Source organism: Methylobacterium sp. AC433 (assembly GCF_979253015.1).
In genome coordinates, this window is the sequence record NZ_CEEDBN010000009.1 from 68,983 (window position 1) to 94,947 (window position 25,965).

Here is a 25,965-nt window from a genome sequence, read left to right on the forward strand (position 1 = left end):
AGGGCGACGGGCTTGTCAAGGCGGACGCGGTGCATCTCTGCCACGCCGGGTCACGCGGAGGCCCGGACCGCCGGGCAGTTAACCGCTTCGCAATGCGATGCTGCGTAGTTTCATCGCCAAGGGGCGCCCAAACCTTGGCGCTCCGGCCCATTACTGGAGGGCCGTGCCCCGGCACGGGCCCTCCCCCGACGGAGCACACCGACCCATGGCCCTCGATCTCGGCATGCCGATCCTCGTCGTCGACGATTATCAGACGATGGTCCGTATCATCCGCAACCTGCTCAAGCAGCTCGGCTTCGAGGAGGTCGACGACGCCTCCGACGGCACCGCTGCCCTCGCCCGGCTCAAGAACCGCAAGTACGGCCTCGTGATCTCCGACTGGAACATGGAGCCGATGACGGGTTACGAGCTGCTGCGCCACGTCCGCGCCGACGAGGCCCTGCGCACCACCCCGTTCATCATGGTCACCGCCGAATCGAAGACCGAGAACGTCATCGCCGCCAAGAAGGCGGGCGTGAACAACTACATCGTCAAGCCGTTCAACGCCGCGACGCTCAAGAGCAAGATCGAAGCCGTCTGCGGCGCCTGATCGCTCGGGACCGCAGACCAGGAACACCGCATTCGGGGAGCCGGGAGCCCATGGCACTCGCCAAGCAGGCGCGGACAGTGAGACCCGCGCCGGATAAGCCGTCCTTGATCCGCGAGCTTGTCGAGATCGCGGACTACATCGCCCACCTGCGCAACGAGATTGCCGCGCTGCGGGCCAACGAGCTCACCCGGGACCGCCTGCCGATGGCGCACGAGGAGCTCGGCAGCGTGGTGGCCGCCACGGCGGGTGCCACGAACGCCATCATGAACACGGCCGAGGAGATCCTCGGCCTGCCCGACGACCGGAACTACCGCGCCACCGTCGAGGCGCGGATGAACGACATCTTCGAGGCCTGCACCTTCCAGGACATCACCGGGCAGCGCATCGCCAAGGTGGTGGAGGCCCTGCGCCATCTCGAGAGCCGGCTCTCGCGCTTCGCCAGCGCCGTCAAGGCCAAGGACGAGGGCGGCATCGACCCGGAAGAGGTCGAGCGCCGGGTCCGCAACGAACTCCTCATCCTCAACGGGCCGCAGCTCCACGGCCCGGCCGTCGCCCAGGACGAGATCGACGCCCTGTTCGCCTGATCACCAGATCAGGCGCTCGATCACAGCATCCGGCCGGACCGCCTGGCGGTCGAGCCAGCCGGCGATGTCGCCGAGGGTCGCGTGCGCCGCGGAGACGCCGAGTTCCTCGGCGTGGATGCCGCGCGCCACCAGCAGGCTGGGAATTCCGAACGCGGACGCGCCCGCGATGTCGGTGCGCAGGGCATCGCCGACGGCGAGGACCCGGGCCGGCTCCGGCGGCGCCCGGTCGTCGAGGCCGCCCGCCAGCGCCAGCGCCGCCTCGTAGACGGGGCGATGGGGCTTGCCCGCATAGGTCACCGCACCGCCCATCGCCGCGTAGGCTTCCGCGATCAGTCCCGCACAGGGGATGAGCTCGCCCCGGCGCTCCACCACGAGGTCGGGATTGGCGCAGATCATCGGCACGTCCCGGGCCCGCATCCCCTCCAGCGTCCCACGGTAATCCTCGGCGGTCTCGCAGGTATCGTCGAACAGGCCGGTGCAGACGACGCGCTCGGCCTGCGCCACCTCGACCAGGGTCACGTCGAGGCCGTCGAAGATCGTGGCGTCGCGCTCCGGCCCGAGGTGGTGGACGCGCTCCCCGGGGCGAGCCGCGATCAGGCTGCGCGTCAGGTCGCCCGAGGTCAGGATCGCGTCGTAGGCGCCGCGGGGCACGCCGAACCCGTCGAGGATCGCCTGCACGCCGGCCCAGGGACGCGGCGCGTTCGAGACGAGGACCACCCGGCGCGGCCGCCCGGCCTCCGGCAGGGCGCGGAAGCGGATCAGCGCGTCGCCGGCGCCCCGATGCGCGTGGGTGCCGTCGTGCAGCACGCCCCAGACGTCGCACAGAATCAGGTCGTAATCCGTCGCGATCGCGGCGAAGCCGTCGAGGGTCGGGACGGGCCGGGGCGCAGCGGGGCGTGCGGGCGTATCGGGCATGCGGCGGGCCTCAACCTGGACGGCGGACGTGGCGGGGAGCGCGGTCCGGTTAGGCGGGACGTCCGGGAAAATCAACGCCGCACGGGTTTCAGCCGGCCCGTCGCAGGAAGTCGCGGAAGGGTCTGCGCTGGGGCGGCGGCTCCGGATCCTCGTTCGGCGGCCCCGGCTCGGGCGCCGGCGGGGCCGCGTTGAGCACCTCGGCCCGCACCACCCGGGCCGGCGCGAACACGCTGCCCTGGGCCAGGGGCACGTCGAGCTCGATGAGGTCGGGCACGTCGGTCTCGCGTTCCACCCGTTCGGCGACGAGGCGGATGCCGGCGCGCGCCAGGGCGGCCACGAGGTCCTCGAGGGCGATGTCGGGCATCGCCTGGCGCGAATCCGGGCGCAGGAGCAGGTCCGCCGGGACCTTCACCTGCGCGACCCCGCGGTCGGCCAGGGCCAGGGGATCGAGGCGCAGGTCGAGGGGCCGGTCCAGGATGAAGCCGATGCGGCCGCGCAGGTCGGCCAGGGCGCCGGCCTGCTCGGCGTCGAGGCTGCGCCAGCTCACCTGAGGCAGGGCCAGCATGACCCGGCCCGACAGGTCCGGCGCGCCCTCGACGAGGCGCCCCAGGGAGCGCAGGAAGCCCGGCTCGAACAGGGAGCGCGGCGACAGGCCGTAGGCCACCGCCGCCTGGCTGCCCCGTCCGGCGAGGTGCTGCGCGATGGTGGCGACGCGCTGGATCATGCGGCGGTCGAGATCGGTGGTCCGCCCGTGGCGCTCCAGCGCCGGCACGAACGCCTCCGGCATCAGGGTCTCACCGGCCAGCCGCAGGCGCGCCATCGCCTCGTAGGACACCACCTTGCGCTGGGGCAGCGACACGATGGGCTGGAGGTGGACCTCGAGGCCGGCCGCGTCGAAGGCGGCGATCAGGGCGGCATCGCGCTCGGGGTCCCGGGCCGGGGCGTCGGCCCGGGACAGGGCCCGCGGCGTCCAGGGGGCGGCCGGGGCTGAGTCCGCGCGACGGGGCGGCACCGCCTCGAAGCGTGGCTCCGCGCGCAGGTCGGGATCGGGGGCGACGACCCGCTCCGCCCGGCGCCGCGACCACGGCCGCGAGCTCGCGCACGATGCCGCTGAGGAGGCCGATCTCGGCCGTGACCTCCTCGATGCCGGCGCTGAGGTCGCGGCTGTCCGGACCGGGCGCGGGCGCGGGCGCGCCAGCAGGGGTTGCGGCATCGACGGCGCGGACCTGCTGCTCGGCCAGGGCGCGGGTGACCGTCTCCAGCCGGACCAGGCGCTGCGAGAGCACGTCGACCTCGCCCGACAGCTTCTCGCAGCGGGCATTGAGCCTGCCGGCCCGGCGATGGGCGACGAGGGCCGCCGCCAGCCCGATCCCGGCCAGCCCGAGGCTCGCCCCGAGCGGGGAGAAGACCGCCAGCGGTCCAAGGAGGCAGAGCCCGAGCAGAACGAGGGCCCACAGGCTCGTGCGCCGGCCGACGATCCGGGCCATCGGAGTCTTCGATCCTCGAAACCAGGGGAGAACACGGGTGCCGTTCCGGCCTGGGCCGGTCCGCGGCCCCTTTTGTTGCCGAGACGCCGCTGTCCGACAAGCCATGGGCCGGCCCTGGAAACGGATTTTCCCGAACTGTGACTTGCGGTTCCGGTCATCGGCGCTGCGGCGCAGCTTGCATCGACGGGTCCGAGCGCCACAATGCGCGTCGCGGAACGAGAAGCCCGGAGCGAACCTCATGGACGCGACGCCATCGGACCTCCTGATGCAGGTGGAGGGCATGACCTGCGACGGCTGCGCGGCGGCGGTGCGCCGCGCCATCCAGCGCCTCGATCCCGAGGCCAGGGTCGCGGTCGATCTCGACCACGGCCGCGTCGCGGTGACGACGACCGCCCAGGCCCTGAGCATCGCCGAGGCTCTGACCGAGGCCGGATACACGGCCAGTGCCATGACGGGCTGACGGAGATCTGATCCCAAACAAATTTTTGCCTGCAAATTCAAAATTTCCGACGCGCTTTTGCTTGTCCGTTCACGCAAACTGATGCGATCGATGATGCGTGGCCGTTCGGCCGATCCGCACGGCCCAACGTCGGCGGATCCGGTCCTGGCGGCAGACGACGAACGCCAGCGGACGGGATGCGGCCACGTACCGGTCCCGGACGCACGAGAACAATCCGGGAGAAACGCAACCATGCCCTCAGATATCGAGATCGCGCGCGCGGCCACGCTTCAGCCGATCACCGACGTGGCCGCCAGGATCGGCATCCCGGACGACGCGCTGCACCACTACGGCCGGCACATCGCCAAGATCGACCACGCCTTCATCAAGTCCCTGGAGGCCAAGCCCGAGGGCAAGCTCGTCCTCGTGACGGCGATCAGCCCGACGCCGGCCGGCGAGGGCAAGACCACCACCACGGTCGGCCTCGCGGACGCGCTCAACCGCGTCGGCCAGAAGACGGTGGCCTGCCTGCGCGAGCCCTCGCTCGGCCCCTGCTTCGGCATGAAGGGCGGCGCGGCCGGCGGCGGCAAGGCCCAGGTCGTGCCGATGGAGCAGATCAACCTGCACTTCACCGGCGACTTCCACGCCATCACCTCCGCGCACAGCCTGGCGGCCGCCCTCATCGACAACCACGTCTACTGGGCCAACGAGCTCAACATCGACGTGCGCCGCATCCATTGGCGCCGGGTGGTCGACATGAACGACCGGGCCCTGCGCGCCATCACCCAGTCGCTGGGCGGCGTCGCCAACGGCTTCCCCCGCGAGGACGGCTTCGACATCACCGTGGCCTCCGAGGTCATGGCGGTGTTCTGCCTCGCGCGCGACCTCGACGACCTCGAGGCGCGCCTCGGCCGCATCGTCATCGCCGAGACCCGCGACCGCAAGCCCGTGACGCTCAAGGACGTCAAGGCCACGGGGGCCATGACGGTGCTCCTGAAGGACGCCCTGCAGCCCAACCTCGTGCAGACCCTGGAGGGTAACCCCGCCCTGATCCACGGCGGCCCCTTCGCCAACATCGCCCATGGCTGCAACTCGGTGATCGCCACCCGCGCCGGGCTCAAGCTCGGCGACTACGTGGTCACGGAGGCCGGCTTCGGCGCCGATCTCGGCGCGGAGAAATTCATCGACATCAAGTGCCGCCAAGCGGGCCTGAAGCCCTCCGCGGTGGTGATCGTCGCCACCGTGCGCGCCCTCAAGATGCATGGCGGCGTCTCGAAGAAGGAACTCGGCTCCGAGAACCTCGACGCCCTGGAGAAGGGGTTCGCGAACCTGGCGCGCCACGTCACCAACGTGCGCAGCTTCGGACTGCCCGTCGTCGTCGGCGTCAACCACTTCTACGCCGACACCGATGCCGAGCACGCCAAGCTGAAGGAGCTGTGCCGCGACAGGCTCCAGGTCGAGGCCATCACCTGCAGGCACTGGGCGGAGGGCGGCGCCGGCGCCGAGGAGCTCGCCCATGCGGTGGTCAAGCTGGCGGAGGGCGAGCAGAAGCCCCTGAACTTCGTCTACGAGACCGAGACCAAGCTCACCGACAAGATCCTCGCCATCGCCACCAAGCTCTACGGCGCCGGCGACATCCAGGTGGAATCGAAGGCCGCCACCAAGCTCGCCCAGTTCGAGAAGGACGGCTACGGGCACCTGCCCGTCTGCATGGCCAAGACCCAGTACTCGTTCTCCACCGATCCGAGCCTGATGGGCGCACCCTCGGGCCATCTCATCGCGGTGCGCGACGTGCGTCTCTCGGCGGGGGCCGGCTTCGTCGTGGTGATCTGCGGTGAGATCATGACCATGCCGGGCCTGCCCAAGGTCCCGGCCTCGGAGGGGATCCACCTCGACGCCGAGGGCCAGATCGAAGGGCTGTTCTAGCCCGCACGGCCCTTCCCCCCCCCGCGATGCGCGGGGGGGAAGGGCCGGCGTCGCGGTGTCGCGTGATCCGGTCGTCGCGTGCTAGCGGGATGGCATGATCCTTCCGCCCGGCCAGCCCGCATCATGATCCCCTGGGTCGTCCTCGACACCGCGCCCGTCCCGGGCGGATCGGCCCCCCTGCGCCTGCTGCAGCGGGGCACCGAGTTCTCGATCCAGCTCGGCCACAACGAGCTGATGAACAGCCGGCTCAGCGGCTCCGAGGAGGCGTTGGCGACCCTGGCCGCCGAGCGCCTCGGGACGCGGGCGAAGGCCTGCTGGCTGATCGGCGGCTACGGCATGGGCTTCACCCTCCGGGCCGCCCTCGACGCGCTGCCCGGGGAAGCCCGGATCGTGCTGGCCGAGCTCGTGCCGGCGGTGCTGGACTGGGGCCGGGGGCCGCTGGCGCACCTGTCCTCCGGGGCGCTGTCGGACCCCCGGGCCGAGGCGCGGGTGGGGGATGTCGCCGAGGTGATTCGCGTCGGCCGCGGCGCTTACGACGCGATCCTGCTCGACGTCGACAACGGTCCCGACGGCCTGACGCGCCGCGCCAACGACCGGCTCTACGATGCCGCGGGCCTCGCCGCCGCGCGAGCGGCGCTGCGCCCGGGCGGCGTCCTGGCGGTGTGGTCGGCCCATCCCGATCCCGCCTTCACACAGCGCCTGGCGCGGGGCGGCTTCCGGGTCGAGGCGGTCGGCGTCCGGGCCGGGCGGTCGCGCGGCGCGCGCCACACCATCTGGCTCGCCGAGCGGCCGGCCCGGTGAGAGGACCTCAGGCGGAGGCGCTCCGGCGCTCGCGCTGCCGGCTGAGGCGGGTCGCGCCGTAGATCTCCGCGAGGTGGCGCCGGGCGGCCTTCACCGGGGCTTCGTTCCGCTCGTCGCAGGCGGCCCTGATGATGCGCAGGGCATCCGCCACGGAGCGCTCGAGGCGCGCCTCGGCCGGCCAGCTCGCGGGGCGGGTGGTGTGGGAGGTCTCGCTCAGGTCCATGACTACGCCCCGCGTCGGCGAGCCCGTCCTCTGGCGGAACGGGTCTCGGCCGAGAGCATCGGCAGAGGGCGGGGCGGCAACATGGCAGCTTGGCCGTGAGACCCCGTGCGGGGTGGCGACGGGGCCGGGGGCGCCGGTCTCAGTCGCGGCCCTGGCCCTCGTTGAACTTGTCGCGGCAGGTGTAGCCGACGAAGCACTTCGGGTCGTCCCGGGTGATCTCCCAGGACGGCTGGGTGGTTTCCGGCAGCGGGCAGAACCCGCCGTCGCGCACGAAGCGCGCGTAGGTCACCGGCCCCGTACTCAGCACGATGGCGCCGGCCCGGGCCACCAGGGCGGAGGCCTCGGCGCAGGTCATCGCCCGGGTATCGGGGCGGGTCTGGGCCTGCGCGACGCCCGGCAGGAGGGCGATGCAGGCGAGGAGGGCGGACAGGCTCCGCCGCGATACGTCGATCATGATGTGCCCTTGGCCGATGCGGACGAGAGGAGCCCGTCCGGGCGGCGTGTCGTGGGCGACGATAGCCCCGGGACGGGGGCCGGCAAAGCCGGGCTCACGCCGCCGTGAGGGCGAGGGTGAAATCAACCGCCTCGGTGACGCCCTCCTGCCACAGGGAGACCGGGGTCGGGCGCGCGAGGTGCAGGGCGCCGTCCGCCTCGCCGCCGGTGATGCGCAGGTCCGCGCCCACCTTGGTGGCCAGGCCCCGCATCGGCCGGTTCCACGGCAGGCAGCGCACGTGCAGGTCGCGCACGCCGCGGTTGCGCGCGGCGGCGGCGATGCGGCCGAACAGGGCCTGACCGAGGCCGTTGCGGCGGAACGCCTTCTCCACGGCGAAGGCGGCCTCCGCCTCCGTGCCGAGGGCGAAGCCGGGCGGCGGCGCGGAGGCGGGCCGCAATTCGCCCAGACCCCGCAGGGTGCCGTCGACGAAGCTGCCATACATCAGGCCCTCGGCGCCCATGGCGTTACGGGCATAGGCGACGGCGGCCGCGTCGCTCAGGGCGCCCATGAAGCGGCTGGCGCGGGTCTCCGGATCGAGCCGCAGGAAATAGGCTTCCACCGCCGGGCCATCGTTGGGCCAGAGGCGGCGGATGAGCGGGTGTAGGGTCGGATGCGTATCGGGCATCGGGTGCCGGTCTCCGGTTTCAGGGCGCGCGCGGCGCGCCGGTTCCGGGCGTAGCCTCCCTCAAGGCGCACCAGATTTGGCATCGCTGCCATGTTTGTGCAATGCAGCAAAGCGACCGGCAGCCGCGCGTCCGGCGCCGGAACGGTTTCCGGGGCTTGATCCGGGCTGGTGACCGCGTCAGACCGGCGTGCCCGCCGGCCCCTCGGTCCCGAACCCGATCCCTTCGCGAACAGGTCGCCCACGCCGTGAACGCCCCCTCCCCTCCGGGTTTCGAGCCGTCGAGCCAGGCCAAGGCCGGCGCCGCGTCCCCCGGTCCGGTCGCCGACCGCTACGAGGCCCTGGTCCGCGCGGCGGCCATCGAGCGCGACCCGGCGCAGATCCATCTCGTGCGCGCCCTCGACCGCCTGGTGCAGGAGCTCGGCCGGCGCAAGCGCGCCCGCAAGGGCAGCGCCCTCGGCTGGCTGTTCGGCCGCCGGGACGACGCCGCGACACCGCCGAAGGGGCTCTACATCTGGGGCTCGGTGGGGCGCGGCAAGACCATGCTGATGGACCTCTTCCACGAGGCCGCCCCCGAGCCGAAGCGCCGGGTGCACTTCCACGGCTTCCTCGCCGACGCGCACGAGCGCATCCACGCCCACCGCCAGGCGCTGAAGGCCGGCACCGCCAAGGGCGACGACCCGATCCCCGTGGTCGCCGACGCCCTGGCCGACGAGGCGACGCTGCTCTGCTTCGACGAGTTCACCGTCACCGACATCGCCGACGCGATGATCCTCGGCCGCCTGTTCGGCGCCCTGTTCAAGCGCGGCGTCACCGTGGTGGCGACCTCCAACGTCGAGCCCGACCGGCTCTACGAGGGCGGCCTGAACCGCGCCCTGTTCGTGCCCTTCATCGCCGAGCTACAGGAGCGGGTCGACGTGCTGCGCCTCGATTCCCGTACGGATTTCCGGCTGGAGAAGCTCGGGGGCGCCTCCGTCTACCACGTCCCCGCGGATGCGGCGGCCGAGGCCGCCCTGGCGGCCGCCTTCAAGGGGCTCACCGGCAAGGCGAAGGGCCGGCCCGCGACCCTGCGGGTGAAAGGGCACGACGTCCCGGTGCCCGAGGAGACCGGCGGCGTCGCCCGCTTCGGCTTCGCCGACCTCTGCGCCCGGCCCCTCGGCGCCTCCGACTACATGGCGGTGGCGCGCGCCTTCCACACGGTGATCGTCTCCGACATTCCCGTGATGGGACCGGAGCACCGGAACGAGGCCAAGCGCTTCATCACCCTGGTCGACACCCTCTACGACGCGCACGTGAAGCTCGTCGCCTCGGCCGCCGCCGAGCCGCAGGACCTCTACACGGCCACCGAGGGCCGCGAGGCCTTCGAATTCGACCGCACGGTCTCAAGGCTGATCGAGATGCGCTCGTCGGAATACCTCGCCCTGCCGCATGGCGCGGGTGATTCCGAGGCGTCGGGCGCCAGCACCGGCCTCGTCGAAACCTGAGGGAATACGGACCGGAACGGACAGTTCTTCTCGGGTTCGGCCGATACGTGGGCGAGTGAACGCGCGAACCCACGCCTCGGATCGGATCTTCTTCTTCGACCCGTGCGCAACAGCACATGAAAGCCGGATCGACGAATCCGTGACGGATGAGGGCGGGGCTGTCCGGTTGCGCCGCAACGGACCGAGCGTTTAATTGTATTCATTCCGAGGTACGGGGCGTGGGGGCTTCGTGCGCTGCGACGGCTCTCCCGAGAGAGCTGGATCCGCCGCCGTGCCTCAGGATCCTTCCGGGGGGCGGCCAACGCCCTCGACGCCCGACATGTGACCCCGACGGCTTCCCGCCGGTTGACGGATTGGCGTGACGCCGATCCCGACCGGCCCGTGGCCTGATCCATGACAGGATACACCGATGATCAAACTGACCGTGAACGGAGCTGAACGCAGCTTCGACGGCGACCCCGACATGCCGCTGCTCTGGTACCTGCGCGACGAGGTCGGGCTCACCGGAACCAAGTTCGGCTGCGGGCAGGCCCTCTGCGGCGCCTGCACCATCCATGTCGGCGGCACGGCCGTGCGCGGCTGCGTCACCCCCGTCTCGGCCGCCGAGGGGCAGACCGTCGTCACCATCGAGGGCCTGTCCCCCGACGGCAACCATCCGGTCCAGGTCGCCTGGCGCGACCTCAACGTGGCGCAGTGCGGCTACTGCCAGTGCGGGCAGATGATGCAGGCGGCCTCCCTCCTCACCGACACCCCGAAGCCCACCGACGCGCAGATCGACGAGGCGATGAGCGGGAACCTGTGCCGCTGCGGCACCTACCCGCGCATCCGCGCCGCGATCCACCAGGCCGCCGGTCAAGCACCGGCCGCGAACAAGGGAGAGCGCCTGTGATCCACGAAGCTCAGACCATGGCGGACCGCGCCGCCGCGCCGGCCGGACCCGAAATCGACCAGACCGCGCCGAGCGCGCTCGCCAATGTCAGCCGCCGCGCCATGCTCGGCGGCATGGGCGCCCTCGTGCTCGCCCTGTCCTGGCGTGACCCGGCCCGGGCCGAGGACAAGACGGACGAGCCGAAGAAATACGGCGCCGATGCCATGCCGCATGGCTGGCAGGACGACCCGAAGGTGTTCGTGGCGATCGCCCCCGACGGCACCGTGACGGTGACCTGCCACCGCTCCGAGATGGGCCAGGGCGTACGCACCTCGGTCGCGCTGGTGGTGGCCGACGAGCTCGACGCCGACTGGTCGAAGGTGAAGGTCGCCCAGGCCTGGGGCGACGAGGCCCGCTTCGGCAACCAGGACACCGACGGCTCGCGGTCCCTGCGCCACTTCTTCCCGCACCTGCGCCACGCCGGCGCCGCGGCCCGCGCCATGCTGGTCCAGGCCGCCGCCAAGCAATGGGGCGTGCCCGCCGCCGAGGTGAAGGCCGAGAACCACGTCGTCACCCACGCCAAGTCGAAGCGCAGCCTCGGCTACGGCGAGGTGGCGGCCGCCGCCGCCGAGCTGCCGGTGCCGGCCCGCGAGAGCGTGACGCTGAAGAAGCAGGACGCCTTCCGCTACATCGGCAAGGGCAAGATCGGCCTCATCGACAACCACGACTTCACCGTCGGCAAGGCGATGTACGGCATCGACACCCGCCTCGACGGGATGCTCTACGCCCTCGTCGCCCGCCCGCCCGTCTACGGCGGCAAGGTGGTGAGCTTCGACGACAGCGAGGCCCGGAAGGTCGCCGGCGTGGTCAAGATCTTCAAGATCGACGCGCCCGAGATCCCGTCCGAATTCCAGCCCGTTGGCGGCGTCGCCGTGGTGGCCAAGAACACCTGGGCGGCGATGAAGGCCCGCGAGGCCCTCAAGATCACCTGGGACGACGGTCCGAACGCCGGCTACGATTCCGTCGCGTTCCGGGGCGAACTGGAGAAGGCGGCGCGTGCGCCCGGCAAGGTCGTGCGCGACCAGGGCGACGTCGCGGGCGCGATGGCCAAGGCCAAGACGAAGCTCGAAGCCGAGTACTTCGTGCCCCATCTCGTCCAGGCCCCGATGGAGCCGCCGGCCGCCACCGTGCGGATCAAGGACGGGTTCTGCGAGGCCTGGGCCTGCACCCAGGCGCCCCAGGCGACCCATGACCGACTCGCCAAGAAGCTGAACCTTCCCGCCGACAAGGTGCGGGTGAACGTGACGCTGCTGGGCGGCGGCTTCGGCCGCAAGTCCAAGCCCGACTACGTGCTGGAGGCCGCGCTCTGCAGCCAGGCCGTGGACGGCGCACCCGTCAAGCTGATCTGGACCCGCGACGACGACCTCCACCACGGCTACTACCACACCATCTCGGTGGAGCGCCTGGAGGCCGGGCTCGACGACAAGGGCATGCCGGTCGCCTGGCTGCACCGCTCGGCGGCGCCCACCATCGGGTCGATCTTCGCGCCCGACCCGAAGCACGAGCTGCCCTTCGAGCTCGGCATGGGGCTGACCAACACGCCGTTCGCCGTGCCCAACATCCGCCTCGAGAATCCGGCGGCGGATGCCCACGTGCGCATCGGCTGGTTCCGCTCGGTCTCGAACATCCCGCACGCCTTCGCGATCCAGTCCTTCGTGTCCGAGCTCGCCCACGCGGCGGGCAAGGACCCGAAGGCGTACCTGCTCGCGCTGATCGGTCCGGACCGGGTCATCGACCCGACCAGCATCAGCGACGTCTGGAACTACGGCGAGGACCCGGCCCGCTACCCGATCGACACGGGGCGCCTGCGCCGCGTGATCGAGGCGGCCGCCAAGGGCATCGGCTGGGGCCGGAAGATGGAGAAGGGCACCGGCCTCGGGATCGCCGGCCACTACAGCTTCGTCACCCACACGGCGGTGGCCGCGGAGGTGGCGGTCGGCCCCAAGGGCGAGGTGCAGGTCAAGCGCGTCGACATCGCCGTCGATTGCGGGCCGCAGGTCAATCCGGAGCGGATCCGTTCGCAGATGGAGGGCGCGGTCGTGATGGGCATGGGCCTCGCGCTCTCGGCCGAGATCACCTTCAAGGACGGACGCGCGCAGCAGAACAACTTCGACGGCTACGAGATCACCCGCATCGACGCGGCGCCGAAGGAGATCCATGTCCACCTGCTGCCGAATCCGGACTTCAGCGCTCCGTTGGGCGGCGTCGGAGAGCCCGGCGTGCCACCCGTGGCCCCGGCGATCGCCAACGCGATCTTCGCCGCCACCGGCCGGCGCATCCGGCAGCTGCCGATTCGCGATCAGCTGAGCGCCTGATCGGGGATCGCCCGCCCTGCCGGGCGCGCCGTCCGACGAAGTGGTGGCCGGTTCGTCGGAGGAAAGCGCGTCGAAACGAAGGTCTCGAGACGTGCCCCGACCCAGGCGGTCGGGCACGATTCTCGGGGAAGGTCCCGGGGCGCAGGGCGGCCGTACGCCGTCCTGCGCCCCGAGTCGTCTCCGGCCGACATCCTCTCCGACGGCCGCCCCGCAAGGGGCGTCGGGCGCCCGGTGAGCCGACCTCCGTCGCCGTGTCGTGCCGATGGGGCCGCGTCGGCGGGTGTTCTCCCGTCTTCGCTTCTCTTGCCTCGGCTTCCTCTGCCCTCGCATTTCCCGCCCCGCGAAGGGAGCCCGGCCTCCCTCCCGTGGGTTGACCCCGCGACGAAGGCGGCCCGGTCGGGCCGGCCCCACCGTCCGAATCAAGGACAGCAATCGATGACGCGTTTCGTGTGGCCCGCTGCCGGGTGTCTCGCCGCCGGTCTCCTCGCCGCGGGTGCGGCGCCCGCCCTCGCCTCGCCCTGCGGCGACCGGATTGCGAAGCTGGAGGGGCCGGTAAAGGACCTGGCCAAGGAGGCGATTTCCGCCAACACCAGCGGCAAGGCCGCGGCCAGCGCCCGGGGCGGCCAGGGTGTCACGGGAAGCGGCGGCAGCGCCTCGGCCGAGGCCGCGCCCCCGGAGAAGTCGGCGGAGGCCGGGAAGGGCGGCGACAAGGCGATGCAGGCGAAGGTGGCCCTCGACGAGGCGCGGACCGCCGACACGAAGGGCGATGCCAAGGCCTGTGGCGAGGCGGTGGATCGGGCGCAGAAGCAGGTGGACAGCGCGCCCTGAGGCGCCGGTGAAGCGCTGGCCCCGTCATCAGGGGCCGGCGCGGGTGTCGGGCGGCGTTCGCCCCGCGCGCAGGCGACGACGTCAGGCGCTGGTGACGGCCGCGAGGGCGTGATCGTTGCCGTGCAAGCCGGCGCAAAGATCATCAATCTCCGCGAGATCGAGTGCATTGCCTGAATCGCTCGCAATTGCGTCGATCAGATGATCCTGATGCGGACTGAACGGATGTCCCTGGAGCCGATAGAATTGATAATAGCGAAGCGCGGCTAATACAGCATCACGTTCTCGATCTGTAATGGTAATATTCTGCATGCCGGTTATAATTCCCGTTGTTGGTTGCGGGAGTTCGAAAACAACCACTCTGCGGCGCCGTGAGCTTGGATGTTGTAAGCGAATCTGACCGGATTCGTCCACAACCGGAAACCGTCCGTTAGCCATCCCGACCCTCGGGCGTCCCGGTTCCGAACGGCCAAGTCTTTGTCCGGTCGCTGTTTCCCCATGCGGTCGGCGGCGGAGGTTTTTTTTAGCGCTGCCGTTCGATCCGATGCGCTTGACAACCTTTGATAGGGTGTCGCGCCCGCTCGGGCGGCGACCGATGCGGGTCCGCGTAGCGTCAGCCAATCCTTAACCGATCGGTGCGATTGTCACGCTTCGGCCGCGTCTGCCTCGGGCAGGCTGCGGGTGGTCGAGGCCGGGATCCGATTCATGCCCAAGACCCGAAGCGAATACGAGGCGGACACGGATGCGGCGCGTCCCGTCATGCCGACGCTGAGCCCCGGCATCCGCCGTCACCTCGGGCACGCCCTGCGCAGCGTCTACGCCGACATCCTGGCCGATCCGCCGGGTGCCCGGCTCGAAGCGCTGCTCGCGCGCCTCGGCAAAGGCAAGCGCTGAGCGCAGAAGGTGTGGCGCGTTTACCGCGTTTCCGGATGTTTCCCTGTCCTGTGCGGGAATTCACTGACGGTTCACGCCGGGACGGGTAGTTGAGCGTTGATCCGATGCGCGCCTGCACTCCGCGGCGCGCTCACATGAAGCCGCTCCATGATCACGCTCGCCCTCGTCGTCGTCGGCAACATCCTGCTGGCTTCCCTGTTCTCGCTGATCGCCGTCGCGGCGGACTGAGCGGCCGGACGGCTCGCGCGGAAGCGCGAGGCCGGCGCACACGAACCTTCCAGCGCACCGATCCCTTCCTCCGCCCGCGCCGCTTGATCGCCGGGCCGTGTCATGCCTCGGCCCGGCTCCAGGACGACCGCGGCGCGGGCATCGGCACGCCGCAGCGCGTCGCACCCCGAGAGTCCAGCCCTCGACCGATCGGCACGCGGCCAGGCCCGGCCGGCAGCCGCCCCGGCACGTCCGCGCCGCACCGGCCGACCTCCCATGACACGATAAAATCCAGCACAACGTCCTTTCTATAGAACCCATGCTCAACGAACAGGTTCTTCTCTCTCGGCAGCTAGGGAGAGAATGCCGTTCTCCTTCGCGAAAAAGTATCCTCCGCCTGTGCAAGTGCGGGGAACGGAACTGCTCCGGCCGCCTTGTCCCGCCGAACCACGGCGCTTGACAACGTTCGTTAAAACGAACGAAACCAGCCTCGCCGGAGCCGCGAGGCGATCGCTTCCGCTCCGGCCGCTTGAGCCAGATTCGGAGCCCCCCGTGAGCGAGACTTCTTCCCGGACCACCGGACGCCCCCGCCGCCATGCGCTCTTGCTCGGCGCCGGCCTCGCCGCGGCCCTGCTCGCGCCCACCCTGGCCTGCGCCCAGACCGAGCTCCTGAACGTCTCCTACGATCCGACCCGCGAACTCTATCGCGAGATCAACGCGGCCTTCTCCGAGGAGTGGAAGGCCAAGACCGGCGAGACGCTCACGGTGCGTGCCGCCCATGGCGGCTCGGGCTCGCAGGCCCGGACCGTGATCGACGGCATCCCGGCCGACGTGGTGACCCTCGGCATTCCGTCCGACATCGACGCGATCAGCCGGATCTCGAAGAAGATCGTCCCCGACTGGCGCACCAAGCTGCCCAACCAGGGCCTGCCCTACACCTCCACGGTGGTGTTCCTCGTGCGCAAGGGCAACCCGAAGGGCGTGAAGGACTGGGGCGACCTCGTGAAGCCGGACATCAAGGTCATCACGCCGAACCCCAAGACCTCGGCGGGCGGGCGCTGGAACTTCCTCGCGGCCTGGGGCTACGCCTACGAGAAGGAAGGCAGGAACGCCGATAAGGCCAATGCCTTCGTGGGCGACGTCTACAAGAACGTTCCCGTCCTCGACACCGGCGCCCGCGGCTCGACCGTGACCTTCGCGCAGCGGGGCCTGGGCGACGTGCTGCCCACCTGGGAGAACGAGGCCTACCTCGTCTTCGAGGAGTTCGGCCGCGACAAGTTCGATGTCGTGGTGCCGCCGACCTCGATCTACGCCGAGCCGCCGGTCGCCCTGGTCGACGCCAATGTCGACAGGAAGGGAACCCGCAAGCAGGCCGAGGCTTATCTCCAGTTCCTCTATTCGGACCGGGCGCAGGCCATCTTCGCCAAGCACCATTACCGTCCGCTCAACCGGGCGGCGGCCAAGCCCGAGGATCTGGCGCAGCTGCCCGAGCTGAAGCTGTTCAAGATCGAGGATCTGCAGGGCGACTGGGACGAGATCCAGAAGAAGAATTTCGACAACGGGGGTCTGTTCGACCAGCTGAGCAAGGCGGGACGCTGACGCCGCGCCCCGTCGCCCCCGCCCTGCGCCGGGCCCGATGCCCGCGCCCGGAAGGGGTTCGACATCGCAACAGGATACCCCCATGGCTCCGCCCAAGCGCGCCAAGCGGCGCTTTCTCCGCCCGAGCGTGATCCCCGGTTTCGGGCTCGCCTTCGGCTACACCCTCACCTGCCTCGGCCTGATCGTGCTGCTGCCCCTGGCGGCCCTGGTCACCCGGGCCTCCGGCCTCGGCCTGTCGGGGATCTGGGAGGTCGCCACCGATCCGCGGGTCGCCAGCGCCCTGCGGGTCAGCTTCGGCGTCTCGCTGCTGGCGGCACTGACCGCCTCGGTGTTCGGCTTCCTCATCGCCTGGGTGCTGACCCGCTACCGCTTTCCCGGCCGCAAGATCGTCGACGCGGTGGTCGACCTGCCCTTCGCCCTGCCCACCGCCGTCGCGGGCATCGCCCTGGCCGCCCTCTACGCGCCCAACGGGCTCGTCGGCGCGCAGCTGGCGCGGCTCGGGATCGAGGCCGCCTACACGCCCGTGGGCATCTACATCGCCATGGTGTTCATCGGCCTGCCCTTCGCCGTGCGCACCGTGCAGCCGCTGATCGCCGAGATCGACAAGGAGATCGAGGAGGCCTCGGCCACCCTCGGGGCGGGCCGCGTCCACACCCTGGTGCGGGTGGTGCTGCCGCCGCTGATCCCGGCGGTGCTCACGGGTTTCGCCCTCGCCTTCGCGCGGGGGGTCGGCGAGTACGGCTCGATCATCTTCATCGCCGGAAACCTGCCCTACGTCTCCGAGATCGCGCCGCTCCTCATCGTCATCAAGCTGTCCGAGTACGATTACGGCGGCGCCTGCGCCATCGCGACGATCATGCTCGGCATCTCGTTCCTCACCCTCCTCGCCATCAACCTGATCCAGGCCTGGAGCCGACGGAGATTCGGCTATGTCTGAGAGCTACGCCCCCGCAACCCTGGCCGAGGCCCGGCCGGCCAGCGTGGTCACCGAGGGGCTCTGGGTCCGGGGCCTGCTGATCGCGGTCGCGATCCTGTTCCTGGCCCTATTCCTGGTGCTGCCCCTGGTCACCGTGTTCGCCCAGGCGCTGGCCAAGGGCTTCGGCGCCTACCTGGCCGCCTTCACGGAGGCCGACGCCCACGCGGCGATCCGCCTGACCCTGCTGACGGCGGCCGTCGCCGTCCCGTTCAACCTCGTCTTCGGCATCATGGCCTCCTGGGCCATCGCCAAGTTCGAGTTCTGGGGCAAGAACCTGCTGGTCACCCTGATCGACCTGCCGTTCTCGGTCTCGCCGGTGGTCTCGGGCCTGATCTACGTGCTGGTCTTCGGGGCACAGGGGCTCCTCGGCCCCTGGCTGCTGGCCCACGACCTCCAGGTCATCTTCGCGGTGCCGGGGATCGTGCTGGCGACCATCTTCGTCACCTTCCCGTTCGTCGCCCGCCAGCTCATCCCGCTGATGCAGGAGCAGGGCACGGCGGAGGAGGAGGCGGCCCTGACGCTCGGCGCCTCCGGCTGGCACGCCTTCCGGACGGTGACGCTCCCCAACATCCGCTGGGGCCTCCTCTACAGCGTGCTCCTCTGCAATGCCCGCGCGATGGGCGAATTCGGCGCGGTCTCGGTGGTCTCCGGCCACATCCGGGGCCTCACCAACACCCTGCCGCTCCACGTGGAGATCCTCTACAATGAGTACAACTTCGTTGCCGCTTTCGCCGTCGCCTCCCTCCTGGCCGGCCTCGCCCTCGTCACCCTCCTCGTCAAATCCCTCCTCGAATGGCGCTACGCCGACGAGATCAAGGCCGGTGCCCGGGGCCACTGAGCGGACGGGCGGCTCCACCGCCATCCGCGTCGAGAACCTCTCGAAGACCTTCGACACGGCGGCGGTGCTGCACGACTTCTCGCTGGACGTGCGGGCCGGCGAACTCCTGGCCCTGCTCGGCCCCTCGGGCTCGGGCAAGACCACGCTGCTGCGCATCATCGCGGGCCTCGATTTCCCCGACGACGGCCGCATCGTGTTCGGAGCCGAGGACGCGACCCGGCTCCCCGTGCAGCAGCGCGCGGTGGGCTTCGTGTTCCAGCACTACGCCCTGTTCAAGCACATGAGCGTGGCCGAGAACATCGCCTACGGGCTCAACGCCCGGAAGCGGTCCGAGCGTCCGGCCAAGGCCGAGATCAAGCGCCGGGTCGGCGACCTCCTCGATCTCATCAAGCTCTCCGGCTTCGCCGACCGCTATCCGAGCCAGCTCTCCGGCGGCCAGCGCCAGCGCATCGCGCTGGCCCGGGCGCTGGCGGTGGAACCCCGCGTCCTGCTGCTCGACGAGCCGTTCGGCGCCCTCGACGCCCAGGTGCGCAAGGATCTGCGCCGCTGGCTGCGCGAGATCCACGACCGCACCGGGCAGACCACCATCTTCGTCACCCACGACCAGGACGAGGCCCTGGAGCTCTCCGACCGGGTCGCCGTGCTCGACAAGGGCCGCCTGGAACAGGTCGGCACGCCGGACGAGGTCCAGGAGGCGCCGGTCTCCGCCACCGTGCTGAAGTTCCTCGGCGACACGATCGAGGTCGAGGCGATCGCCCAAGGGGGCGAGGTCCGCGTCGATGGCCGCCTGACTCCGGTGCGGGCCCCCGGCGGCCTCGTCGGCCCGGTCAAGCTCTATGCCCGTCCCTGGCAGCTCCAGTTCGCCGAGGGCGACGGGGCGCATCTCCAGGGCGTTGTGCGCTCGTCCTACCGCACGCAGGGGCGCCAGCGCATCGAGGTCGACCGGCCCGAGGGCAAGACCGTGGTGGTGGAGGCCGCCGACACCAATCGCTTCGCGGCCGGCAGCCCGGTGGGCCTGCGGATCATCGGCGGCCACGTGTTTCCGAACTAGCGCCGGTCTTCCGGACTGACGGGAAAGCGTCTTGCGCTCGCCGGCGCGATCGGGTGTGACTGCCGCCGTCCAAATCAGGAGGAGGCAGCATGTCGGGTGGTCACGGGGCGGGCGGCAGTTCGAACAAGCGCGTGGCGCTGCTGATCTCGGTGCTGGCGCTGTTCCTGGCGCTGGCCGAGACCCTGGCCAAGGGCGCGCAGACCGATGCCCTCGGGGCCAATGTCGAGGCCTCCAACCAATGGGCCTACTTCCAGGCCCGCACCATCCGGGGCACCGTCCTCAAGACCGCCGACGAGACCCTGGCGCTGCTGCCGCCGGAGGTGGCGAATTCCGAGGCGGTGAAGGCCAAGCGCGCCGAGTGGGCCAAGACCATGGCCCGCTGGGACAGCGAGCCCGCCACCGGCGAGGGGCGCAAGGAACTGGCCGAGAAGGCGCGGCACTCGCAGGAGGTGCGCGACCTCGCCCTGCACCGCTACCACCATTACGAGTTCGCCTCGGCCGCTTTCCAGATCGGCATCGTGCTGGCCTCGGCGGAGGTCATCACCGGCATCTTCGCCCTGGTGGTCGGCGGCGGGCTCCTGGGCATCGCCGGGCTGGCCCTCCTCGGCTTCGGCCTCTACGCGCCGCACGCGTTGCCGTTCTTCCACTGAGCCTCTACCCGCCCTGAGTCCGTTCCGACCCCGAGCCTGCCTCCGGCGGCGCGCTGTCGGCGCCGGGCGGACGGGCGGCGCTCAGCGCTTCGGCATTCCCTTGGCGAGGGCCGCGCGCCGCAGGGCCTCGGCCAGGGCGCCGCCGGCCTCGGGAGCCGGTGCCGGTGCGGCCCGCGGGGCGGGTCTCGCCGGCGGAGCGGCCGGCGCCTCGCGGCGGGGGGCGGAACGCGGCGCGCCGGCCTCGTCCGAGCGCATCGTGAGGGCGATGCGCTTGCGGTTGGGGTCCACTTCGACCACCCGCACCTGCACCACGTCGCCGGGCTTCACCACCTCGCGCGGGTCCTTCACGAAGCGGTCGGCCAGCATCGAGATGTGCACCAGCCCGTCCTGGTGGACCCCGACGTCCACGAAGGCGCCGAAGGCCGCCACGTTGGTGACGACGCCCTCGAGGCGCATGCCCGGCTTCAGGTCGGAGATCTTCTCGACGCCCTCCTGGAAGGTCGCGGTCCTGAAGGCAGGGCGCGGGTCGCGGCCCGGCTTCTCCAGCTCCGACAGGATGTCGGTGACGGTGGGCAAGCCGAAGGTCGCGTCGGTGAATTTTTTCGGGTCCAGGCTCCGCAGCGCGCCGGTATTGCCGATCAGCGCCTGGATCGGCTGGCCGGTGGAGGCCAGGATCCGGCGCACCACCGGGTAGGCCTCCGGGTGCACGCCCGAGGCGTCGAGGGGATCGGTCCCGTCGCGGATGCGCAGGAAGCCGGCGGCGAGCTCGTAGGCCTTGGGGCCGAGCCCCGCCACCTTCTTCAGGCTGGCGCGGCTGCGGAACGGGCCGTGGGCGTCCCGATGCACGATGATGTTGGAGGCGACCCGCGCGGTCAGGCCCGAGACCCGCGCCAGCAGCGGCGCCGAGGCGGTGTTCACGTCGACCCCGACGCCGTTCACGCAATCCTCCACCACGGCGTCGAGGGAGCGCGCGAGCTTCCCCTCGGCCAGATCGTGCTGGTACTGGCCGACGCCGATGGCCTTCGGCTCGATCTTGACGAGCTCGGCCAGGGGATCCTGCAGGCGCCGGGCGATGGAGACCGCGCCGCGGATCGAGACGTCGAGCTCGGGCAGCTCCGCGCTGGCATAGGCGGAGGCCGAGTAGACCGAGGCGCCGGCCTCCGAGACCATCACCTTGGTGAGTTTCAGCTCGGGCTGCTTGGCGATGAGCTCGGCGGCGAGCCTGTCGGTCTCCCGCGAGGCGGTGCCGTTGCCGATGGCGACGAGCTCCACCGCGTGCGCCCGGCAGAGCTTGGCCAGGGCGATCAGGGCGCCGTTCCAGTCGCGGCGCGGCTCGTGCGGGTAGATCGTGTCGGTGGCCACCACCTTGCCGGTGGCATCGACCACCGCGACCTTCACCCCGGTGCGGAAGCCCGGGTCGAGCCCGAGGGTCGGCCGCGCGCCGGCCGGGGCCGCGAGCAGGAGGTCGCGCAGGTTTCCGGCGAAGACCGTGACCGCGCCGGCCTCGGCCACCGCCCAGAGGCGGGCGCGCAGGTCCGTGTCGAGGGCGGGCTTCAGGCGGGTCCGCCAGGCGCGCCGGACCGTCTCCATCAGGAAGGCGTCGCCCGGCCGTCCCTGGTCGCGGATGCCGAAGGTCTTGGCGATGCGCAGTTCCTGCGATCCGGGCTGGCCCTTGGCCGGCGCGTCGCCCAGCGCATCGGCGATGGCGAGGTCGAGCACCTCCTCCTTCTCGCCGCGGAACAGGGCGAGGATGCGGTGCGAGGGCAGCTTCGCGAGGGCTTCCGAGAAGTCGAAGTAATCTGCGAACTTCTCGCCGGCGGCGGCCTTGCCGGCCTTCACGGTGGCGACCATCCGGCCGCGCTGCCAGCCGGTCTCGCGAAGCGCGCCGACCAGCTCCGGGTCCTCGCTGACGCGCTCGACCAGGATGGCGCGCGCGCCCTCCAAGGCGGCCTCGACGTCGGCGACGCCCTTGCCCGCATCCACGTAGGCCCGGGCGGCCCCCTCGGGGGATTGCTCGGGCCGGGCGAGGAGGGCTTCGGCGAGGGGTTCGAGCCCGGCCTCGCGGGCGACCTGCGCCTTCGTCCGGCGCTTCACCTTGAACGGCAGGTAGAGGTCCTCCAGCCGGGCCTTGGTGTCGGCGGCGAGGATGCGGGCCTTCAGGCCGGCCTCGAGCTTGCCCTGGGCCTCGATCGCCTCCAGCACGGCGGCCCGGCGGGCTTCCAGGTCGCGCAGGTAGGCGAGGCGCTCCTCCAGGGTGCGCAGCTGCGCGTCGTCGAGGGTGCCGGTGACCTCCTTGCGGTAGCGCGCGATGAACGGCACCGTCGCGCCGCCGTCGAGCAGGTCGACCGCGGCCTTCACCTGCCATTCCGCGACGCCGAGTTCGGCGGCGAGACTCGTGTTGATGGCGGCCATGGGGCGTCTCCGGGTGGGGCCGGGTGTCTACAGGGCCGCCCACCGGGCGGTCAAACCCGGGAGCGGCCTGGCCGGATCGTCAGGCGACCGCGTCCCAGGTCTCCGTCACGGCGCGGCCGTCCCGGACGAGGCGGGCGCGCAGGATCACGTCGCCGGGCGGGAGCGGCGTCGGCGGCCGCCACTCGACGTAGAGCCGCCAGCCGCCGGTCTGGGGGACGAATTCCACCACCGGGTCGACCATCGTGCCGGCGCCGGCGGAAACGTCGGCGGACAGGGTCGCCCCGCGGTCGGACGGCAGGCCCGGCCCTTCGAAATCCACGACGTAGAGGCGTCGACCCGGGCTCGGCGGCGTGGTCGGGCGCAGGCGCTCGGCCGAACCCACCCGTGTCGAGACCACGCGGCCGAGGGTGCCGGGCACGACGCTCGCCGGCTCCGTGCCGACCGTCGTGAGCGTGTAGGCCAGGCTCCGCTCGCTCCCGGCCGGGACGGGGGCGCCGGGCACGAAGGCCGCCACGATGTTGTCCATGTACTCCTCGCGCGACGGGATCTCGAAGAGCCGGACCGCACCGGCTCCGAACCCCGATTCCGGCGTGACCCAGAGCCCAGGCCGCGCCTCGTGCCGGGCCTGCACGTCGAGATAGGCGGGAAAGTCGCGCGCGCGCTGGAGCAGGCCGAAGCCCTCCAGCGGGTCGACGCCGAAGGCCGAGATCTGCGGCTGCGCCCGGCCGTTGACGAGGGGCCGCCACAGCCGCTCGCCCCGGGTCACCACCGCCAGCCCGTCGGAATCATGCACCTGCGGGCGGAAATCGTCGAACGGCTCCGCCCCGCGTCCGCCGGGCCCGTTCGCCCCGTGCAGGAACATGCTGGTGAGGGGGGCGAGCCCGAGATGGTCCAGGGCGGCGCGGGGATGCAGCGACGCCTCGACCCGCATCACCGAGGGGTCGCCCGGCGCCACGCGGAAGCGGTAGGCCCCGGCGAGGCTCGGGGAGTCGAGCAGCGCCCAGATCTCGATGGTCCGGGAATCGGCGTCCGGCTCACAGATCCAGAAGGCGGTGAAGTCCGGGAATTCCTCCGCGCCCGGTCCCCCGGTGCGGATCGCGGCGCCGCGGGCCGAGAGCCCGTATTCCTGGCCGAACCCGCGCAGCCGGAAGTAGGAGGCGCCGAGGAAGACCAGGAATTCCTCCTGGTCGCCCGGCCGGTCGGCCGCGAAGGCGTAGTGCAGCCGGAAGCCGGCAAAGCCGAGATCCGGCGCGAAGCTCTGCCCCTTCAGGTCCGGCCCGAGGTCGAACAGGTCCGGCGCGTAGGGGATGGCCCGGGCCGGGCCGTCGCGGGGCTGCAGGGAGAGGGCGACGCGCTTGCGCTGCAGGAAGCCGCGATGGAACAGCTGGGCCGAGAAGCGGCGGCCGAGGGGCAGGCTCGCCTCCGGACGGAAGGTGATGGCGCGGTAGCCGTCATAGGACAATCCCGCCAGGGCCGGCGGCAGATCGTCCTGCGGCGCCCGGTAGGGGCTCGCCGCCAGGGTGCGCGCCTTCGCCTTCACGGCGTCGAATGTTATGCGGGCGGGGGCCTCCGCGCGCGTTCGGCCCGCATTCAGATCGTGCGCGGTAGGGAGGATCATCCCAACGGCCGCGCTGAGCGTGGTCCGCAGGGCCTGCCGCCGCGAGAAGGGTACGGTCCACCCGGATCCTTCGAGACCCTCGCCATCGTGCATCGCTTCCCCTTCGCCGGCATCGCGCCCGGTGGTGGAGCGGCGGTGTCCCTCCTTCGAGTTTCCCGCGCCCCATGTCCCACAGGTTGTCGCACGACGCTCCGGCGGCCGAAATCCCGGGTCCGCTGGAAATCGCTCCCGGGGCGCCCGCCGGCTCTCCCGCCCCCTCGCCCGCCGGCTTTCTGGGCCGCCGCCTGCTGCTGGCCCTGCCGCCGCTCGCCCTGGGGGCGGCCGTCACCGCCCTGGCGCTGGCCGCCTACGGACCGCCGTCCGGCCTCCTCGGGGCGGCTGTGCTGGGGCTGTTCGCCCTGGTCATGACCTGGCAGGCCTTCGTGGCCTGGCAATACGTCTACGGCCTCGTCGCCACGGCCTTCGGCGACCGGGCGAAATCCGCCCTGGAGCGCCGCTCCCTCACCATCCCGGCGGAGGCCTCGGGCCTGAGCCGCACGGCCGCGGTGGTGGCGATCCACGCCGAGGATGCGGTCGCGGTGTTCGCGGCCCTGCGCGTCATGGCCCGCTCGCTGCAGCGGGCCGGGGGCGATGGCGGCGACATCGACATCTTCGTCCTCTCCGATACGCGGGACGGCGCCATCGCGGCGGTGGAGGAACACGAATTCGCGCGCATCGAGGCCTGGACCCGCCAGCACGGACCCGGCCTGCCGCGGATCCGCTACCGCCGGCGCCGGGACAATGCCGGCCGCAAGGCCGGCAACATCGCCGAGTTCTGCAAGACCTACGGGCCCGAATACGACTTCATGATCGTGCTCGACGCCGACAGCCTGATGACCGGCAGCGCCATGCGCCGCCTGGCCCGGCTGATGGAGGAGAGCCCGCGCGTCGGCCTGATCCAGACCGTGTCCTACGCCACCGGGCGCGACACCCTGTTCGCCCGCATCCAGCAATTCGCCGTGCGGCTCTACGCGCCCCTGGCGATCCGCTGCCTGGAGACCTGGCAGGGGCCGGACGGCAGCTACTGGGGCCACAACGCGATCGTGCGGGTCGCGGCCTTCGCCGACAACGCCGAGCTCCCCGTCCTGCCCGGCAAGGCGCCGCTCGGCGGCGAGATCCTGTGCCACGACATCGTCGAGGGCGCGCTGCTGCGCCGGGCCGGCTGGGAGGTCCGCCTGCTGCCGGAGATGGGCGGCACCTGGGAGGAGATGCCCACGAACCTCGTCGACCTCCTCGGGCGCGAGCGCCGCTGGTGCCAGGGCAACATGCAGCACCTGCGCGTCACCGCCCTGCCGGGCCTGCGCCCGGCCAGCCGCTGGCACCTCGCCGTCGGCATCCTGTCCTACATGGCCTGCCCGCTCTGGGTCCTGTTCCTCGCCCTCGGAACGCTCCAGGCGGCGCGGAGCGGCGACCTCGGCCTCCTCGGCTACGGCCTCACCGGCACGGGCGCCGCCGCCCATGCCCTCGCCGCCCTCGTCCTGGCGATCCTGGCCCTGCCCAAGCTCCTCAGCCTCGGCCACGTCCTGGCCTCGCGCGAGCGGCGCGCGGCCTTCGGCGGCACCGCATCGCTCCTGAAGAGCGCCGCCCTCGAACAGGCGGTCTGGGTCCTGCTCTGGCCGGTGATGACCCTGTTCGCGGCGGGCGCCGTCGCCACCACCTTCGTCGGCCGCGTGGTGCGCTGGGACGCGCAGGTCCGCGACGACCGCCGCGTGCCCTGGGCCGAGGCCTGCCGGCTCCAGGTCGACACCCTCGTGGCGGGCGCCCTGCTGGCGGCCGGCCTGGCCTGGGCCGGCGATGTCTGGCTCGCCCTCTGGATGGCGCCGGTGGTGCTCGGCCTGCTGTCGAGCCCGGCCCAGAGCGTGCTGACCAGCAGCGCCCGCCTCGGCCGGATCTCGCAGGGGCGCCGCCTGTTCCTGACGGTGGACGACACCGCCCGCGCCCCGGAGCTCACCGCCCTGGCCCACAGCCGGGGCGGGGCGGCCGAGCCCGGCCGCGGCCGGCCGCAGCCGGCCTGGATCGCCGACGAGGTCCCGGTCTCGTCGAGCTGAGG

At 71.6% G+C, this 25,965-nt stretch carries 24 protein-coding genes; 16 read left to right on the forward strand and 8 right to left on the reverse strand.

Annotated features, from left to right (window positions below):
• The first annotated feature begins 205 nt into the window (after nucleotides 1–205).
• Both AC0IWM_RS14245 and AC0IWM_RS14250 read left to right on the forward strand, forming a co-directional pair.
• A complete protein-coding gene (locus tag AC0IWM_RS14245; RefSeq protein WP_018046001.1) occupies nucleotides 206–589 on the forward strand; it encodes a response regulator in 384 nt (127 codons plus the stop codon).
• A 50-nt stretch (nucleotides 590–639) separates the two neighbouring features.
• Nucleotides 640–1,173, forward strand: a complete 534-nt coding sequence (locus AC0IWM_RS14250) for a protein phosphatase CheZ (protein WP_056472575.1) — start codon at nucleotides 640–642, stop codon at nucleotides 1,171–1,173.
• Here AC0IWM_RS14250 and AC0IWM_RS14255 read toward each other — a convergent pair whose 3' ends face one another.
• The gene (locus tag AC0IWM_RS14255) at nucleotides 1,174–2,088 is read right to left on the reverse strand and encodes a TIGR01459 family HAD-type hydrolase (RefSeq protein ID WP_471755996.1); all 915 of its coding nucleotides are present in this window, start codon (nucleotides 2,086–2,088) and stop codon (nucleotides 1,174–1,176) included. It abuts the gene before it with no gap.
• Nucleotides 2,089–2,176: 88 nt separating this feature from the next.
• The gene (locus AC0IWM_RS14260) at nucleotides 2,177–3,100 is read right to left on the reverse strand and encodes an EAL domain-containing protein (protein ID WP_471755998.1); all 924 of its coding nucleotides are present in this window, start codon (nucleotides 3,098–3,100) and stop codon (nucleotides 2,177–2,179) included.
• Nucleotides 3,101–3,813: 713 nt separating this feature from the next.
• Here AC0IWM_RS14260 and AC0IWM_RS14265 point away from each other — a divergent pair.
• From AC0IWM_RS14265 to AC0IWM_RS14275, 3 genes are all read left to right on the forward strand, one after another.
• The gene (locus AC0IWM_RS14265) at nucleotides 3,814–4,035 is read left to right on the forward strand and encodes a heavy-metal-associated domain-containing protein (RefSeq protein ID WP_056472567.1); all 222 of its coding nucleotides are present in this window, start codon (nucleotides 3,814–3,816) and stop codon (nucleotides 4,033–4,035) included.
• 231 nt (nucleotides 4,036–4,266) lie between these two features.
• Entirely contained in the window at nucleotides 4,267–5,940 is a 1,674-nt protein-coding gene (locus AC0IWM_RS14270) for a formate--tetrahydrofolate ligase (protein WP_471756000.1), read from the forward strand.
• A 123-nt stretch (nucleotides 5,941–6,063) separates the two neighbouring features.
• A complete protein-coding gene (locus AC0IWM_RS14275; RefSeq protein ID WP_471756002.1) occupies nucleotides 6,064–6,741 on the forward strand; it encodes a polyamine aminopropyltransferase in 678 nt (225 codons plus the stop codon).
• A 7-nt stretch (nucleotides 6,742–6,748) separates the two neighbouring features.
• Here the strand turns inward: AC0IWM_RS14275 and AC0IWM_RS14280 are convergent, their stop codons facing one another.
• The 3 genes from AC0IWM_RS14280 to AC0IWM_RS14290 all read right to left on the reverse strand — a co-directional run bounded on the left by AC0IWM_RS14280 (nucleotide 6,749) and on the right by AC0IWM_RS14290 (nucleotide 8,082).
• On the reverse strand, nucleotides 6,749–6,964 hold the full coding sequence (locus tag AC0IWM_RS14280; RefSeq protein ID WP_471756004.1) for a hypothetical protein: 216 nt from the start codon (nucleotides 6,962–6,964) through the stop codon (nucleotides 6,749–6,751).
• 139 nt (nucleotides 6,965–7,103) lie between these two features.
• Nucleotides 7,104–7,418: a hypothetical protein gene (locus AC0IWM_RS14285; protein ID WP_471756006.1), complete on the reverse strand. Its 315-nt coding sequence runs from the start codon at nucleotides 7,416–7,418 to the stop codon at nucleotides 7,104–7,106.
• A gap of 94 nt (nucleotides 7,419–7,512) precedes the next feature.
• Nucleotides 7,513–8,082 carry a GNAT family N-acetyltransferase gene (locus AC0IWM_RS14290; RefSeq protein WP_471756008.1) on the reverse strand — a complete coding sequence of 190 codons (570 nt, stop codon included), beginning with the start codon at nucleotides 8,080–8,082 and terminating at the stop codon, nucleotides 7,513–7,515.
• 245 nt (nucleotides 8,083–8,327) lie between these two features.
• Between AC0IWM_RS14290 and zapE the strand changes: the two genes are divergently transcribed.
• The 4 genes from zapE (at nucleotide 8,328) to AC0IWM_RS14310 (ending at nucleotide 13,634) form a co-directional block, all read left to right on the forward strand.
• The gene (gene zapE / locus AC0IWM_RS14295) at nucleotides 8,328–9,563 is read left to right on the forward strand and encodes a cell division protein ZapE (RefSeq protein WP_471756010.1); all 1,236 of its coding nucleotides are present in this window, start codon (nucleotides 8,328–8,330) and stop codon (nucleotides 9,561–9,563) included.
• 409 nt (nucleotides 9,564–9,972) lie between these two features.
• Nucleotides 9,973–10,452, forward strand: coding sequence for a (2Fe-2S)-binding protein (locus tag AC0IWM_RS14300; protein WP_056472544.1), 480 nt, complete (start codon nucleotides 9,973–9,975; stop codon nucleotides 10,450–10,452).
• Entirely contained in the window at nucleotides 10,449–12,806 is a 2,358-nt protein-coding gene (locus AC0IWM_RS14305) for a xanthine dehydrogenase family protein molybdopterin-binding subunit (protein WP_471756012.1), read from the forward strand. Before AC0IWM_RS14300 ends, AC0IWM_RS14305 begins: the two co-directional genes overlap by 4 nt.
• Nucleotides 12,807–13,241: 435 nt before the next feature.
• Nucleotides 13,242–13,634, forward strand: a complete 393-nt coding sequence (locus AC0IWM_RS14310; RefSeq protein WP_056472538.1) for a hypothetical protein — start codon at nucleotides 13,242–13,244, stop codon at nucleotides 13,632–13,634.
• Between the two features lie 81 nt (nucleotides 13,635–13,715).
• Here AC0IWM_RS14310 and AC0IWM_RS14315 read toward each other — a convergent pair whose 3' ends face one another.
• On the reverse strand, nucleotides 13,716–13,943 hold the full coding sequence (locus tag AC0IWM_RS14315; protein ID WP_082511158.1) for a hypothetical protein: 228 nt from the start codon (nucleotides 13,941–13,943) through the stop codon (nucleotides 13,716–13,718).
• 393 nt (nucleotides 13,944–14,336) lie between these two features.
• On the opposite strand from AC0IWM_RS14315, the gene AC0IWM_RS14320 reads away from it, so the two are divergent.
• The 6 genes from AC0IWM_RS14320 to AC0IWM_RS14345 all read left to right on the forward strand — a co-directional run bounded on the left by AC0IWM_RS14320 (nucleotide 14,337) and on the right by AC0IWM_RS14345 (nucleotide 19,846).
• Complete coding sequence (locus AC0IWM_RS14320) at nucleotides 14,337–14,525, forward strand: hypothetical protein (RefSeq protein WP_471756014.1); 189 nt, start codon at nucleotides 14,337–14,339, stop codon at nucleotides 14,523–14,525.
• A 759-nt stretch (nucleotides 14,526–15,284) separates the two neighbouring features.
• Nucleotides 15,285–16,331 carry a sulfate ABC transporter substrate-binding protein gene (locus AC0IWM_RS14325; RefSeq protein WP_471756016.1) on the forward strand — a complete coding sequence of 349 codons (1,047 nt, stop codon included), beginning with the start codon at nucleotides 15,285–15,287 and terminating at the stop codon, nucleotides 16,329–16,331.
• 82 nt (nucleotides 16,332–16,413) lie between these two features.
• The gene (gene cysT / locus AC0IWM_RS14330) at nucleotides 16,414–17,268 is read left to right on the forward strand and encodes a sulfate ABC transporter permease subunit CysT (protein ID WP_471756018.1); all 855 of its coding nucleotides are present in this window, start codon (nucleotides 16,414–16,416) and stop codon (nucleotides 17,266–17,268) included.
• On the forward strand, nucleotides 17,261–18,145 hold the full coding sequence (cysW, locus tag AC0IWM_RS14335) for a sulfate ABC transporter permease subunit CysW (protein WP_471756020.1): 885 nt from the start codon (nucleotides 17,261–17,263) through the stop codon (nucleotides 18,143–18,145). The genes cysT and cysW overlap by 8 nt, the downstream gene beginning before the upstream one ends.
• Complete coding sequence (locus AC0IWM_RS14340) at nucleotides 18,129–19,196, forward strand: sulfate/molybdate ABC transporter ATP-binding protein (RefSeq protein WP_471756022.1); 1,068 nt, start codon at nucleotides 18,129–18,131, stop codon at nucleotides 19,194–19,196. The genes cysW and AC0IWM_RS14340 overlap by 17 nt, the downstream gene beginning before the upstream one ends.
• A gap of 89 nt (nucleotides 19,197–19,285) precedes the next feature.
• Nucleotides 19,286–19,846, forward strand: a complete 561-nt coding sequence (locus tag AC0IWM_RS14345) for a DUF4337 domain-containing protein (protein WP_056472524.1) — start codon at nucleotides 19,286–19,288, stop codon at nucleotides 19,844–19,846.
• 81 nt (nucleotides 19,847–19,927) lie between these two features.
• On the opposite strand, the gene AC0IWM_RS14350 is transcribed toward AC0IWM_RS14345, so the two are convergent.
• Both AC0IWM_RS14350 and AC0IWM_RS14355 read right to left on the reverse strand, forming a co-directional pair.
• Nucleotides 19,928–22,258, reverse strand: coding sequence for a Tex family protein (locus tag AC0IWM_RS14350; RefSeq protein WP_471756024.1), 2,331 nt, complete (start codon nucleotides 22,256–22,258; stop codon nucleotides 19,928–19,930).
• Between the two features lie 79 nt (nucleotides 22,259–22,337).
• Nucleotides 22,338–23,876, reverse strand: a complete 1,539-nt coding sequence (locus tag AC0IWM_RS14355; RefSeq protein WP_471756026.1) for an OpgD/OpgG family glucan biosynthesis protein — start codon at nucleotides 23,874–23,876, stop codon at nucleotides 22,338–22,340.
• A 164-nt stretch (nucleotides 23,877–24,040) separates the two neighbouring features.
• Between AC0IWM_RS14355 and mdoH the strand changes: the two genes are divergently transcribed.
• Nucleotides 24,041–25,963 (forward strand): glucans biosynthesis glucosyltransferase MdoH, encoded by a 1,923-nt coding sequence (mdoH, locus tag AC0IWM_RS14360; protein WP_471756028.1) that lies wholly within the window; start codon nucleotides 24,041–24,043, stop codon nucleotides 25,961–25,963.
• Nucleotides 25,964–25,965: the final 2 nt, after the last annotated feature.

Coding starts and splice junctions, on each gene's coding strand:
- AC0IWM_RS14355 (WP_471756026.1), bottom strand. CDS start 23,876: ATGATCCTCCCTACCGCGCACGATCTGAATGCGGGCCGAACGCGCGCG.
- AC0IWM_RS14285 (WP_471756006.1), bottom strand. CDS start 7,418: ATGATCGACGTATCGCGGCGGAGCCTGTCCGCCCTCCTCGCCTGCATC.
- AC0IWM_RS14250 (WP_056472575.1), top strand. CDS start 640: ATGGCACTCGCCAAGCAGGCGCGGACAGTGAGACCCGCGCCGGATAAG.
- AC0IWM_RS14290 (WP_471756008.1), bottom strand. CDS start 8,082: ATGCCCGATACGCATCCGACCCTACACCCGCTCATCCGCCGCCTCTGG.
- AC0IWM_RS14350 (WP_471756024.1), bottom strand. CDS start 22,258: ATGGCCGCCATCAACACGAGTCTCGCCGCCGAACTCGGCGTCGCGGAA.
- cysT (WP_471756018.1), top strand. CDS start 16,414: ATGGCTCCGCCCAAGCGCGCCAAGCGGCGCTTTCTCCGCCCGAGCGTG.
- AC0IWM_RS14245 (WP_018046001.1), top strand. CDS start 206: ATGGCCCTCGATCTCGGCATGCCGATCCTCGTCGTCGACGATTATCAG.
- AC0IWM_RS14300 (WP_056472544.1), top strand. CDS start 9,973: ATGATCAAACTGACCGTGAACGGAGCTGAACGCAGCTTCGACGGCGAC.
- AC0IWM_RS14320 (WP_471756014.1), top strand. CDS start 14,337: ATGCCCAAGACCCGAAGCGAATACGAGGCGGACACGGATGCGGCGCGT.
- AC0IWM_RS14280 (WP_471756004.1), bottom strand. CDS start 6,964: ATGGACCTGAGCGAGACCTCCCACACCACCCGCCCCGCGAGCTGGCCG.
- AC0IWM_RS14310 (WP_056472538.1), top strand. CDS start 13,242: ATGACGCGTTTCGTGTGGCCCGCTGCCGGGTGTCTCGCCGCCGGTCTC.
- AC0IWM_RS14275 (WP_471756002.1), top strand. CDS start 6,064: ATGATCCCCTGGGTCGTCCTCGACACCGCGCCCGTCCCGGGCGGATCG.
- cysW (WP_471756020.1), top strand. CDS start 17,261: ATGTCTGAGAGCTACGCCCCCGCAACCCTGGCCGAGGCCCGGCCGGCC.
- AC0IWM_RS14265 (WP_056472567.1), top strand. CDS start 3,814: ATGGACGCGACGCCATCGGACCTCCTGATGCAGGTGGAGGGCATGACC.
- AC0IWM_RS14255 (WP_471755996.1), bottom strand. CDS start 2,088: ATGCCCGATACGCCCGCACGCCCCGCTGCGCCCCGGCCCGTCCCGACC.
- AC0IWM_RS14315 (WP_082511158.1), bottom strand. CDS start 13,943: ATGCAGAATATTACCATTACAGATCGAGAACGTGATGCTGTATTAGCC.
- AC0IWM_RS14345 (WP_056472524.1), top strand. CDS start 19,286: ATGTCGGGTGGTCACGGGGCGGGCGGCAGTTCGAACAAGCGCGTGGCG.
- AC0IWM_RS14270 (WP_471756000.1), top strand. CDS start 4,267: ATGCCCTCAGATATCGAGATCGCGCGCGCGGCCACGCTTCAGCCGATC.
- mdoH (WP_471756028.1), top strand. CDS start 24,041: ATGTCCCACAGGTTGTCGCACGACGCTCCGGCGGCCGAAATCCCGGGT.